Annotated in this window: 7 protein-coding genes; 4 read left to right on the plus strand and 3 right to left on the minus strand. The window is 67.4% G+C overall.

Annotated elements, in window-relative coordinates; all coding sequences use genetic code 11:
- Positions 1–2 precede the first annotated feature (2 nt).
- From KA712_02750 to KA712_02760, 3 genes are read right to left on the minus strand one after another with little or no spacing between them, the layout of a single operon-like run.
- Complete coding sequence (locus KA712_02750; GenBank protein MCG5051855.1) at positions 3–1082, minus strand: hypothetical protein; 1080 nt, start codon at positions 1080–1082, stop codon at positions 3–5.
- On the minus strand, positions 1079–1561 hold the full coding sequence (locus KA712_02755; GenBank protein MCG5051856.1) for a chemotaxis protein CheW: 483 nt from the start codon (positions 1559–1561) through the stop codon (positions 1079–1081). Before KA712_02755 ends, KA712_02750 begins: the two co-directional genes overlap by 4 nt.
- A complete protein-coding gene (locus KA712_02760) occupies positions 1561–2745 on the minus strand; it encodes a DUF4388 domain-containing protein (protein MCG5051857.1) in 1185 nt (394 codons plus the stop codon). Before KA712_02760 ends, KA712_02755 begins: the two co-directional genes overlap by 1 nt.
- Before the next feature lie 161 nt (positions 2746–2906).
- Between KA712_02760 and KA712_02765 the strand changes: the two genes are divergently transcribed.
- The 4 genes from KA712_02765 to KA712_02780 all read left to right on the plus strand — a co-directional run bounded on the left by KA712_02765 (position 2907) and on the right by KA712_02780 (position 12650).
- On the plus strand, positions 2907–5204 hold the full coding sequence (locus KA712_02765) for a GspE/PulE family protein (protein ID MCG5051858.1): 2298 nt from the start codon (positions 2907–2909) through the stop codon (positions 5202–5204).
- 215 nt (positions 5205–5419) lie between these two features.
- On the plus strand, positions 5420–8314 hold the full coding sequence (locus tag KA712_02770) for a protein kinase (GenBank protein ID MCG5051859.1): 2895 nt from the start codon (positions 5420–5422) through the stop codon (positions 8312–8314).
- Positions 8315–8382: 68 nt separating this feature from the next.
- The gene (locus KA712_02775; protein ID MCG5051860.1) at positions 8383–11073 is read left to right on the plus strand and encodes a serine/threonine protein kinase; all 2691 of its coding nucleotides are present in this window, start codon (positions 8383–8385) and stop codon (positions 11071–11073) included.
- Between the two features lie 95 nt (positions 11074–11168).
- Positions 11169–12650, plus strand: a complete 1482-nt coding sequence (locus KA712_02780; GenBank protein ID MCG5051861.1) for a PAS domain-containing sensor histidine kinase — start codon at positions 11169–11171, stop codon at positions 12648–12650.
- The last annotated feature ends 93 nt before the right edge of the window (positions 12651–12743 follow it).

A 12743-nucleotide genomic window follows, 5' to 3' on the forward strand; every position in this document is an offset into this window, starting at 1 on the left:
GTTCAGGTCTCGTGTGGTGACGCTACCCCCGGCGCGCGATCGGGTGGCACGGCCGAGGCGCTGGACTCGGACGTGGTCACCAGCGCGGCCAAGGCGCGTGTGAGCGGCGTGTGAGCCTCTGCGAGCAAGGGGCGCAGCTCATCGACCAGCGCGGCCACCGCCACCTGGTTGCGGCGAAGCACGGCCCGCACCGCCTCGTCTTGCTCCGGTTCCACGCGCAGCTTCTCCAGGGTGTGCAAGAGCCCCTCGGTGGTCGTGACCATCGCGGTGGCCACCGCGGCCGTGCCCTTGGCTCCGTCTTGCAAGCTCTTCGTGAGCCCTTGAACCTCTTCCAGGTTGCGGCTGGCGTCGGCGCTTCCCGCCTCGAGCGTCTGGACGAAAGCCCCCACGTCCTTCGTGGCCGCCGCCGAGCGCTCGGCCAGCTTTCTCACCTCGTCGGCCACCATCGCGAAGCCTCGCCCCGAAGGACCCGCCCGCGAGGCCTCGAGCGCGGCGTTCAGCGCCAGTACATTGGTTTGGCGGGCCAGATCGTCGAGTACCTCCACCACTTGGCTCACTTCCTCGCATCGCGAAGCCAGCGCCTGCAAGCGCCGTGAGACATCCACGATGGCGTGACTTTGGCGGGCCACGCCGCTCGCGATGGCTTGCACCGAGCGTTCGATTTCGCCGCCTGCCGTGGCCAGGGTGACCGCGGCGCTGCGCCCATTGCGGGCCACGTGCTCCAAGCACCGGGCGGCCTCGTCGAGCGCCTCCCCCAACGGCCCGAGGGGATCGCCCGGCGTGAGGGGGCCAAGCCGTGAAGCCAGATCGCCGAGGGCAAGGGCCCGAACGCGGGCCAGCAGGCGTTCGGTCTCGGCTGCGTCGGGACGCGTGGGGCCCGCAGAGGGCCGAGCGGCCTTCGTTGCCGCGCCCGCCTCGCGGGAGCCCAGCACCGCCACCAGCAGCGCCGTGGCGCCGCCAAACGCCACCACCAGCAAGAGGGTGAGCGTCGAGGGGGCCAGCCCCAAGGCCACGAGGCCCACGGCGGCCGCCAAGAGCAGGCCCTGCACGGTCACGAGCCAGGTGTTCTGCCGAGGGGTCATGGGGAGCGAGGCCCTTGTTTGACGGTAGCCATGGCGTGTTCAATGACGAACCCGGCATCGAGCAGCAGTGCGGGACCGTCACTGTCGAGCACGTTTCCCGTCACGAAGCGCGGGCTGTGCATGGGAGGGCGCACGTGCGGGGCCTCGAGCGTGCGCACCCGGCTCACCCGATCGACAGCCAGCGCGGCCCGCACGGGCTGGGGATCGGTATGCAGTGACGCCTCGAGCACCAGCGCAAAAGGCACCGCCGCCCGGTGCATCTCGCTGGCGTCGGCCGCCGCGCCAAGGGCTCGACCCCCCAAGAGCTCGGGCTCGAGATCGATGATCGCCAGCGGTTGCCCCCGGTAAGGAAACACCCCCCGCACGACATGACCCACGAGGGGAACGGGCGTCACCGTGGGGGCGTCCACGATCTCGAGCACCGCGCCCACCGCCAGCGCGCAGCGCCGATCGCCGATCAAGAACTGAACGAAGTCCATCAGGGCGCGGCCGGGGTGACACGGGGCCGAATGAGCTTGCTCTTCCGCAGCCGGTAAAGCACGCGGCAGACCTCGAACGATCCCATGTGGGTTTGAAAGATGACGTCGCGAACCGTGTTGCGCCCGTTGAGCTGTTCCGCCACGGCGATCTCGTCGCGCAGGAGCCTGCCGGGCCCAAGCGTGGCCATGCGATCGTCCTCGCGCAGATAGATCGCGTCGAAGTCGTCGATGGCCTGCTCGATGAGCCGCCACTCGTCGATGCGCCGCAGCCCCTCCATGACCAGATGGTCCACCGAAAGGTCGAGCGAAGGCTCCGCGGTGGGACCTGAGGCCGCAGGGGTGGCGACGAACGTAAAGCCTCCCGTGTCCCATCGGAGAAGCTCGTAGACCAAGGCAGCCGTTTGAAGCCGCATGCCTTCGTCGAGCTGGTCCCGGGAGATGAGGCCTCGCGCGATCAAGGCCTGTCCCAGTCGTGGGAACGTGGCCCCCGCAGGCCTCGCGCTCGCGCTCTGCGTGGCGACCGCCTCGAGGGTGTTGGTGTCGATGTAGCCCCGCTCGCACAGGAAACGGCCAAGCAAAAATTCCTCTGGCACGCGTTCGGCGCGCGCAAAGGCCACCCGCCCGGCCGCAAAGCGCACGCGCACCTGGCTCGCGCCACGCGAAAACCAGGCGTCGCCCGTTTTGCGTGCCTCGCAGAGCAGCGCGAAGACGTCTGACACCCCGAAGACCGCCAGGCTCCCCGCGAGGTCCGGCGCCGCTGTGCGTGGGGCTGATGCGGGCGCCTGGGGGGCAGGCGTCAGCGAGAGGCGGCGACGGGGCGCGGCGCCGGGGGCCACGAAGTGCGACACCACCGCCCGGAGGGCGTCGGGCGTGAAGGGCTTGGCGATGGCGTCCACAACGCCCGGCCACTTGAGGGGATCGTCGTGGTGAAGGCCGCTGCGCAAGAGCACGACCTTGGGGGCATCCTTCTGGTCGGCCAGGTGTTCGCACAAAGGCAGCGCGGGTGTGTCGCCCAACACGTCGTCGAGCAGTACGAGGGCGGGGCGTTCGGCGCGCACGGCCGCCAGACCTGCGTCTGCGTTCGGTGCGGCGACCACATGTAGGCCGGCTTCGCCGAGCACGAGCTGCACCACCTTGAGCAGGGTGGGGCTGTCGTCAATCACCAAGATGGTCTGCGCAGACATGGAACTCCCCGAGACAACGCGCAACTCGGAACCAGCCGGACATGCTACCACGGCGGCGGCGGCGCTCAAACCAGCACCTCCTCCGCCATGCCGAGAAGCGGCTCGGATCCATTGAGTTTTCTGCAAGCCTGCCGATGGGGAAACCCCGAGGACGGTTCGCAATGGATGCCGCAGCGTGGCTTCGTACGGTTGAGGATTCCGCCGCTCAGGCGCAAAAACGGCTCGAGGATCTGGCGACAGCGGTCGGTGAGGTGCGCAGCCGCGACCAGCTCATGCGTGAAGCTGACGAACGTCTGTCGCCCATCTTCGACTCTCAGCGCACGTACCTCTACGCGCTCGATGCGGCCTCGGGTCAGCTCGTCACCCTGGCGACCGTGGGCAAGGACGTCAAGGAGATCCGGGTGCCCGCTGCCCCGGGAAGCCTCGCCGGCTTCGTGGCGCTCGCGAAGGTGGCCGTCAACGTGCGCAACGCCTACGACCCTGCCGAGCTTGCGCGCATACACGCCAAGCTGCGCTTCAATGACCACCTCGACCAGCTCACGCAGTTCACCACGAAGTCCATCCTGACCTTGCCCCTCATCCACGAGGGCGCTTTGGTAGGTGTGGTGCAGGCGCTCAACAAGAAAAAAGGCCTGTCGTTCATGCCGCGGGATGTGGCCGCGGCCGAGGACGTCACCAAGATCCTGGCCCCCGCCGTCAAGCGCTTGAACGATCGCCTCAAGCCCGGAGAGCGGCGCGCGGGCAAGTGGGATTTTCTCCTCGAGCGCGGCAGCCTCACCAAGGACGCCCTCGAGGTGGCGCTCAAAGACGCGGCGGCAAACCGGGTCGATCCTGCCCGGTACCTGATCGAAAAGGTGGGCGTGAGCCGCGGTGACGTGGAGCGCTCCCTCTGCGAGCACTTCGGCGTCGATTTCTTCCGCTTCGCGGGGAACGAAACCGTGCCGGCCGAGCTGAAAGCCCGGCTTCGGATCGACTTTCTCAAGAACGTTTGCGCCGTGCCCGTGGAGGTCCAGGGGAGCCGCCTCACGATCGTGATCGACGATCCCTCGGACATCATGCGCACGGACGCCCTCCGGTCGCTCGATCCGGATCGCGAGCTGGTGATCCGCCTCGGGTTTCGCGACGAGATCTTGGGGTGCATCGAACACTCCTTCGGCCAAAAGCAGACCGGCGACGTTGGCCTCATCCTGAAGGAACTTTCGGCTGACGAGTCGACGGGCGCGGTCGAGGATGCAGGGGAAGACGAATCGATCCGTGGCGAGTCCGATAGCGCCGTCATCAAGCTGGCAAACCAGGTGATCATCGACGCCTACCGCCGGGGCGCCTCCGACATTCACATCGAGCCCAATGGTCGCGAGCGCAACACCACGATCCGCTTCCGCGTGGACGGCGAGTGCGTCAATTACCAGGAGATTCCCTCGTCGATTCGCTTGCCCCTGGTGGCGCGGCTCAAGATCATGGCGAAGCTCGACATCTCCGAGCGCCGCAAGCCGCAAGACGGCAAGATTCGCTTCCAGATGCAAGATCGCAAGATCGAGCTGCGTGTCGCCACGATTCCCACGGTCAACGGCAACGAAGACGTGGTCATGCGTATTTTGGCCGCGTCGAAGCCGATCCCACTCGAAAAGATGGGGATGAGCGACCGGAATCTTTCGGAGTTGAAGCGGCTCGTCTCGAAGCCCTACGGTCTGGTGCTGGTCGTGGGCCCGACCGGTTCGGGTAAAACGACCACGTTGCACTCGGCGTTGGGGTACATCAACACGCCGGATACGAAGATCTGGACCGCCGAAGACCCCGTCGAAATCACGCAGCCCGGCCTTCGCCAGGTGCAGGTGCAGCCGAAGATCGGCTTCGACTTCGCCGCGGCGATGCGCGCCTTCCTGCGCGCCGATCCCGACGTGATCATGGTGGGTGAAATGCGTGACAAAGAAACGGCCAGCACGGGGGTCGAGGCCTCGCTCACGGGGCACCTGGTCTTCTCCACCCTTCACACGAACAGCGCCCCCGAAACCGTGACGCGGCTCATGGACATGGGCCTCGATCCGTTCTCATTTGCCGACGCGCTCTTGGGCGTTCTGGCGCAGCGCCTCGCGCGCGCCGTATGCCCAAAGTGCAAGGTCCAGCATGCGGCGACTGACGACGAGTGGGGGGCCATCGCGGAGGCCTTCGGCGAGGAGGGGCTGGCACGACGCGGGTGGCGCCGCGACACGCTTACCCTGTACCACGGCGCAGGCTGTGATTCGTGTGGGAAGAGCGGCTACAAGGGGCGTGTGGCCGTACACGAGCTGCTCGTGAACAACGATGAACTCAAGCTGGCGATCATGAAAAAGGCACCTGTCGAGGAGATTCGCCACGCCTCGATCGCAGGCGGCATGACCACGTTGCTCCAGGATGGCATCGAAAAAGCCGTGGCGGGCCGAACGGACGTCAAACAGATCTTGGCCGTGTGCAGCCGGTAACCTCAACCCTCGGGGGGCAAACGACGATGTCGAAGTAGGTACCACGATGTAGCAGACTCTGTGCAAGGGCCATCGGGCACGAACGTGTCGCTTCGACGTGCCCAGCATCAGTAAGCCGCGCAAGCGGTCGATGAAAAGGGAAGGGGGCGTGCGCTGAAAAAATGAAGACGGCAGCTTCCACAGCTCCGGCCAGCAAAGGCGAACCCCGGAAACTCATGAACGCGGACGAGTTCCCGCGAAAATTTGGACCCTACATCCTGCTCAAGCCGCTGGCTCGGGGCGGGATGGGTGCGCTTTATCTGGCGCTTTCGGGCGAGCGCAGCATGGAGAAGCTGTGCGTGATCAAGACGGCCCTGCATCACCTGGCCGACAAAGGGTACCTGCAGCGCTTCCGTGACGAAGCGAAGGTGGTCGTGAGGCTTTCGCACGGCAATTTGGTCTCCGTCTTCGATGCCGGACAGATCCAGGGCGAGCTCTTCCTGGCCATGGATTTCATCGAAGGCAAGGATCTGCGCGCGGTGTGGAACCGCTGCGCGCAAAAGGGCATCGCGTTCCCTGTGGACGTGGCCGTGCACATCACGAAGGAGCTGGTGCGGGGGCTCGGCTACGCCCACTCGTTCGGCGGGCTCAACCTGGTTCATCGCGATGTCTCGCCGCCCAACTTGCTGCTTTCGTACTCGGGCGAGGTGAAGCTCACCGACTTCGGGTTGGCTTCGTCCACGTTGAAGCTCGAGAAGACCGCCCCGGGCGTGATTTACGGCAAAGTCAGCTACATGGCCCCGGAGCAGGCGCGCGGGGAGGGGCTCGACGGGCGCGCCGATCTCTACGCTGCCGGCGTGATGCTGTGGGAACTGCTCACGGGGCGGCAGCTCTTTCCGGCCTCCACGGGCCTCGCGGGGCTGGGGGGGGAAGATGATTTGCTCGAGCGGGTGCGTCACCCCCGGGTCGCGCCGCCTTCGCAGAAGACCTCTCGCGTTCCCGCCGAGCTCGACGAGATCGTGCTCAGGGCCCTCGCTGCGGAGCCCGGTCAGCGCTACCAAAGCGGAGAGGAGTTCCGCTCGGCTCTGGCGGCGTTTCAGGCCAAGACCAGCCCCTCGACCGATGGTGAACACGTGGCTGCCTTCCTGCGCCGCCTGTTCGGCGACGAGATCGGCAAGGAAAAGCGCGCCCGTGAGGCTTTGCAGGTCTCGGGGGCGGCGCTGCTGCCCAAGGTGGGGACACCCATGGCGCCGCGTCCCCCCGAACCCGGGGACGACTTCGACGCTCCAACCCCGGCTTTGGTGCGGCGCAAGGGTTCGACCGAGCACATGGACCCCTCCCGCCCGCCGGGAGAGCGCACGCCGCCTCCGAGCCCCGGGGCCAGCCGGCAGCCGCCCCAGCGCACGGGCGAGACCCGCGCGATCGCAGGGCCGCGTCCCACGCCGCCTCCCGAGTCTCTGTCCCAAATCGTGGGTACGGTACTGGGCGGCCGTTACCGGATCCTCCGCCTTTGTGGTGAGGGGGGCATGGGCAGGGTGTACGAAGCGGAACACGTCGAAATCGGCAAGCGGGTCGCCGTCAAGGTTCTGCACCCGGCTTACACACGTACGCCCGACGTGGTCGAGCGCTTCCGCCGTGAAGCACGGGCCGCTTCGCGCATTGGGCACGCGAACATCGTGAACGTGACGGATTCAGGAACGACCGATGACGGTTCGTTCTTTTTCGTCATGGAGTACATCGAGGGGTCGGAATTGGGCCTGCTCATCCACAAAGAAGGCCCGCTCGCGGTGAAGCGGGCGTTGCGCATCGCCGACCAGATCTGTCAGGCGCTTCAGGCCGCTCACGACGCGGGCGTCATCCATCGGGATCTCAAGCCCGAAAACGTGCTTCTCGTCGCGCGGGAGGGGCGCCCCGATTTCGTGAAGGTGCTCGACTTTGGCATCGCACGGGTGGCGGAAGTGGAGGACTCGACCCATCAGGCCGGCCGCAGGTTGACTCGACCGGGCGTGGCGATGGGGACCCCCGAATACATGGCGCCCGAGCAAGCGGCGGGCAAGTCGGCCGACGCACGCTCGGACATCTACGCCGTGGGTTCGATCATCTACGAGATGCTGACCGGCACCCCGCCTTACGAGGGGGACAACGTCATGGAGGTGCTGCACAAGAAGGCCACGGAGTCTCCCGTGCCCCTGCGACAGGTGCGGCCCGACGTTCCCGTGACGGTCGAGGCTCTCGTCGATCGGGCCATGGCGCGCCATGCGGACGAGCGCCCCCAGAGCATGGCCGCCTTCGCCGCCGAGATCGGCCTCGTGTTGGAGGCCTTCGTGGGGCGCCGCACACCCACCGAGGTACGGCCCGTTCGCAAGGAGACCGGCTTTTTCGTGGGGGCGATCGAGCCGGTCACGGGTTTGTCGTCCCTGGGGCTGTCGCGTCGCTCGACCTTGATGGCGGCCGGCGCTCTGGCCGTGGTGGGGCTGCTCGTGGTGGTCAAGGTGGCGACCGTGAGACCCGGAAGCCCCGTCGCTGCGGGCAAGTCCCTGCCCACGCGCGTGGTCACGGTGCCGCCGCCCGTGCCGGTGGTTCCTGCCGTGCCGGAGGCCGAACCGGCCCCCGCAGCTGCGCCCGAAGCCGTGCCTGGTGGCCCCGCCGACGAATGGAGCCTCGCCACCCAGGAGCAAGGCACGGCCGAAGGTGAAGAGACGGCCTTGGCGCCCGAGGACCTGGAAGTGCAGATTGCCGTGGGGGACGCCCCTCGCCGCCGCCGCTCGTCGACGGTCGCCGCGCGTGACCTCCTGGAAGAAGGACAGCGCATGCTCCACGCCCAAAAGTATGACGACGCGAAGCGCGCCTTCGAGAAAGCGGCGCGCACGCATGCCGTCCGCGGCCGGGCCCTCCTGGGCATGGGGCAGATCGCTTTTCAGCAGCAGGACTACGAGGAGGCGGTGCGCATGGCGAAGCAGGGGGCCAGTGCAGGCGCGGGTGTGAGCGCTCACGTGCTGCTGGGTGATGCCTTCTTCAAGCTCAAGGATTTTCCGTCTGCCAAGAAGGCCTACAGCGACGCACTCAAGCTCGACCCAGACAACAAAGCGGCACGCAGCAACCTCGAGTCCACCGAACGGAGGTTGCCATGAGCGCCGAGGAAACCATCGCGCCGCTCGAGGGGCCGGTGTAATGTAGCGCAAGGCCCTCGTCTCCCTCCATGACGGCTCGATACCCCAGGCGTTTCGGAAAGTATCTGCTGCTCAAGCCGTTGGCCAAGGGCGGGATGGGTGAGATCTACGTGGCCGCAGGCGGCGAGATCGGCGGCTTCGAAAAGCTGTGTGTGATCAAAAAAGTGATCGCCGAGAAGGCCGATCGCTCGAAGTCCATTCGCTTCCTCGACGAGGCCAAAGTGGTGCTTCGGCTGTCGCACTCCTGCCTCGTGACCACCTTCGACGCGGGGGAGGTGGAGGGTGAATTCTACATCGCCATGGAGCTCGTCGAGGGAAAGGACCTGCGCGATGTGTGGAATCGCTGTGTGCGCACGCGCCAGCGCATTCCGCTCGACGTCGCGTTGCATGTGGTGCGCGAGGTTGCGCGGGCACTCTCCTACGTACACGCCTACGGCAAGCTGAAGCTCGTGCATCGGGACGTGGCGCCTCCCAACATCCTTCTGGCGTACGTGGGCGACGTGAAGCTCACCGACTTCGGCCTTGCGCGCAGTGTGCTCAAACAAGAGCAGACGGCCCCCGGGGTGGTCTACGGGCGGGCGGCTTACCTGGCGCCCGAGCAAGCGCGCGGTGAGGTCGCCGACGCCCGGACCGATGTGTACACCCTGGGCATCGTGCTCTGGGAGCTCCTGACGGGTCAGCAGTTTCTGCAGATCTCGGGGCTGGATCCGGCCACGGCCCTCGCGATCGTACGCCACCCGCAACTGGTCAAGCCCTCCACCCGCGCCAGCTGGATCACACAAGAACTCGACGACGTGGTGCTGACGGCGCTCGCGCCCGATCGAGAGAAGCGGTTTCAGTCCGCCGACGAGATGCGGAAGGCGCTGGGCGACGTGATCGCCAGCATCGCGCCTCGGTCGGGGGCGGATCGCATCTCCGAGTTCATCGAGGGCATCTATGCCGACGTCATCGCCCAAGAGCGCGAAGAGCGTGAGCGCTTCCTTCAGGACGTGATCCCCACGTTTCGTGGGCGCCCCGAGACCCGCCCCGTGCCGCCGCCGCCCCGGCCTGCCCCCCCCGCCGCAGCGCCCGCAAGCGCGGGGGAAGATTCGGCCACCCTGCCACGGGTGAGGGTGGGTCGGACCGACAGCGAGGTCCCGGCGCGCAAGCGGCCGAGCGCCGCGCGTCCGGCAGCGGCTCCGGCGCGCAAGGGCCTGGGGGGCGTGCCTTTACCGGGCTTGCCGCCCTCGCCACCGCCCGGTGCCGGCAACGCCGCCCGCGGCCACGGCGATCTGCGCAGGAGTGATCCCTCATCCATCGAGGGTGCGGTCGAATCGCGCCATGCCTCCGAAGATCCCTCGCGGGCCTTCTCTCGCGGCTTCGTGGGACGCATGCTCGGTGGACGTTACCGGGTGATCGAGTCCATCGGCGAGGGGGGGATGGGGCAGGTCTTTGCGGCCGAACACATCGAGATCGGCAAGCGCGTCGCCGTGAAGGTGCTCCAGCCGGCCTGTTCGGGACGGCCCGATCTCGTCGAACGGTTTCGCCTGGAAGCCCGGGCGGCTTCGAAGATTGGGCATCCGAACATCGTGGACGTCACGGACCTCGGCACCACCGAAGAGGGCCTGGTCTACTACGTCATGGAGCAACTTCAGGGCGTGGATCTGGCCGAGGTGCTCGCGCAAGAGCGCACGGTGGAGCCGGCGCGGGCCGTGCAGATCACCATCCAGATGTGCCAGGCCCTCCAGGCGGCTCATCAAGCCGACATCATCCACCGCGACCTCAAGCCCGAAAACATCTTTTTACAGCCTGGAGGACCGCAAGGCGATCGGGTCAAGATCATCGACTTTGGTCTCGCGCGTAGCCTCGAGGCGTCGGCCGTAGGGCAGAACGGGCGGCCGCTCACAAACCCGGGAACGCCGATCGGAACTCCGGAGTACATGGCGCCAGAGCAGGCGGATGGACATCCCGCGGACGCGCGCTCGGACATCTACGCGGTGGGCGCTATCTTGTACGAGATGGTCACGGGCTACCCCGCCTTCGCGGGCCGCGGTTACGCAGACGTGCTCGTCAAAAAGACCCGTGAAAAGCCGCGATCTCCCCGAGAGCTGCGCCCCGAGATGTCGAAGGAGCTCGAGGACGTGGTCATGTGGGCGCTGGATCGAGATCCGGGCCGGCGGCCCCAGAGCATGGCGCAGCTCGAGTACGCGCTCACCAAGATCGCTCGTGGCCGCGGTCAAGCGGTGGCGGCGCTCCTGGGAATCGAGGCGGGCGAGGGCCCCACACCGCCGCCCAACGTCGTGACGCCGCAGCCCTTGGCGGGCCTGCCGCCGCGCCGCAAAGAAGCCGTTCCCCGTCCCCGGGCCGAGGTCGAGCGCGGCGGGGGGAATCTCCTCGACGTAGGCGACCTGACCGTGCCGGCGGCCACGCTGTTCCCCGAGTTCGCTGAACCCGGCGCGGGCGTGACCGTGGAAGAGTTCCCTCCCGTGGCACCGTTCGAAAGTGCGGCGTCCCTTCCGCCTGTGCCCCGCGCTGCCTCCTTCGCAGAGCGCTCGGGGTCTCCGCCCGGACCTGCGCTCCATGGCCTCTTGGCCGCGCCGAGCGTTGGTCAGGCCTTTTTGGCGCGGCATGGAATTCACCCGCACCAGGAGGCCAGCAAGGCGCTCGTTTGGAAGAAAGTGGCCCTGGGCGGCGCCGCGGCCTTGGCCCTTGCGCTGCTTTTCAAGCTCCTGGTTGGTTAGGCCGCCCGTCGCCGCACGGCGGCCGACTGACCGGAGGGCGGGCTCGCGAAAGCTTCGTTTGACTGCGCAAATCCTGCGCGTCAGACTTGGCCCCCGTGATCTCCTCGGTCCCGCTGGCCGGTTCCCCGAAGACATGCGCGGGGATCGCGGCAACCACCTTGCTCGACGCGATGGCCGCACCGGCGTTCGTTCTCGACCTGGTGGGCTCGTGCCTGCACGCGAACCCACGGGCGAGGGCCCTTTTGCCCCACGTCCTCGAAGGCGGCGATCGGAGCGTGCTCGACTGGTTTCCCGGCAGCGGGGCCGCTGCCTTTCGTGCGGCGGTCAAGGCGTTCGAGACAGGGCAGAAGACCCACGTCGTCTTCGAGGGGTCCTTGGCGCCCTTGCCCGGTTCTTTTGCGATGGAGTTCATCCGCGTGCCCGAAGCGGTGGTCGTCGTGCTGCGGCCCTCGCCCGAGGGAGTTCCGCGCGCGCCCTCCGAGGACGAGCGGTTTGCTTCGCTTGCCGATGCCATGCCACAGCTCGTATGGACGGCCTTGCCGGACGGGTCGGTGGATTACTACAACGGCCGCCGGGAGGAGTACGAAGGCCTCAGACAAGACGAAGAGGGGCAATGGAAGTGGGGCGCGGTGGTTCATCCCGATGATCGCGAGGCCACGGTCGAAGCGTGGAAGGCCGCCAACGAAAGTGGGGCCGGCGTCTACGAAATGATCCACCGCCTCAAGCGCGCATCCGGCGCCTACGAGTGGCATGTCAGCAGGGCTCACGCGGCCCGCGACACATCCGGCAGGGTGGTGCGTTGGTACGGCACGGCCACCAACGTGCAGGACCTGCAGGGGGCGCTCGTGCGTGCTCAGGAGGCCCGTGCGGACGCCGAGCGGGCCACACACTTCGCCCAGGTGTTCGTGGGCATGCTGGGCCACGATCTGCGTAACCCCCTCAGCGCCATCAAGACGGGCGCACAGCTTCTCCGACGGCAACTCGAAGAAGAAAAACACCGGCGTACGGCCTCGCGGATCGAAGCGAGCGCCAGCCGTATGGCGGAGATGATCGACCAGCTCCTCGACTTCACGCGCATCCGCCTCGGATCCGGCTTACAGATAAGGCCCACCACGCTCGCGCTCGAGCCGCTCGTGAGGCAGATCGTGGACGAGGTCCAGAGCGCACACGGCCACGTGCGTTTCGAGGTGAGCGCCCGCGGCAATCTCGAAGGACACTGGGATGGCGACCGGCTGGCCCAGGTGTTCTCGAATCTCCTGGCGAACGCGGCTCATCATGGCGAGCCCGATCCGGCGCCGCAGGTGTGGCTAGAGGGCCTGGAGGCGGAGGGTGTCACCCTGCGGGTGTGGAACGCGGGGCAGATCCCCCCCGAGGTGGTGCGGGAGCTCTTCGCGCCGTTTCGCGGAAGCCTCCAGGCGGGCCGGCGGGGGCTGGGGCTGGGTTTGTTCATTTCCCGCGAGGTGGTGAGTCGCCACGGGGGCACGCTCGAGGCCCGGTCCGAGGCGGGGCAGGGCACCACGTTCACCTTGCGCTTGCCTCGTAGCCCTCGCGCGCCGCGCGAGGGTGGTCTCGGCTGATACGCGCGGGTGCCTTGACCGAAGGCGGCGTGGGGCTCGTGTGACGAGCCGGGGGGCATGTGCCGGGGAACGGCTGTCGCCCGGCGTGGTCCG

This window comes from Myxococcales bacterium, from assembly GCA_022184915.1.
In the GTDB taxonomy this organism is placed as follows: domain Bacteria; phylum Myxococcota_A; class Polyangia; order Fen-1088; family Fen-1088; genus JAGTJU01.

Coding starts and splice junctions, on each gene's coding strand:
- KA712_02750 (MCG5051855.1), bottom strand. CDS start 1,082: ATGACCCCTCGGCAGAACACCTGGCTCGTGACCGTGCAGGGCCTGCTC.
- KA712_02755 (MCG5051856.1), bottom strand. CDS start 1,561: ATGGACTTCGTTCAGTTCTTGATCGGCGATCGGCGCTGCGCGCTGGCG.
- KA712_02760 (MCG5051857.1), bottom strand. CDS start 2,745: ATGTCTGCGCAGACCATCTTGGTGATTGACGACAGCCCCACCCTGCTC.
- KA712_02765 (MCG5051858.1), top strand. CDS start 2,907: ATGGATGCCGCAGCGTGGCTTCGTACGGTTGAGGATTCCGCCGCTCAG.
- KA712_02770 (MCG5051859.1), top strand. CDS start 5,420: ATGAACGCGGACGAGTTCCCGCGAAAATTTGGACCCTACATCCTGCTC.
- KA712_02775 (MCG5051860.1), top strand. CDS start 8,383: ATGACGGCTCGATACCCCAGGCGTTTCGGAAAGTATCTGCTGCTCAAG.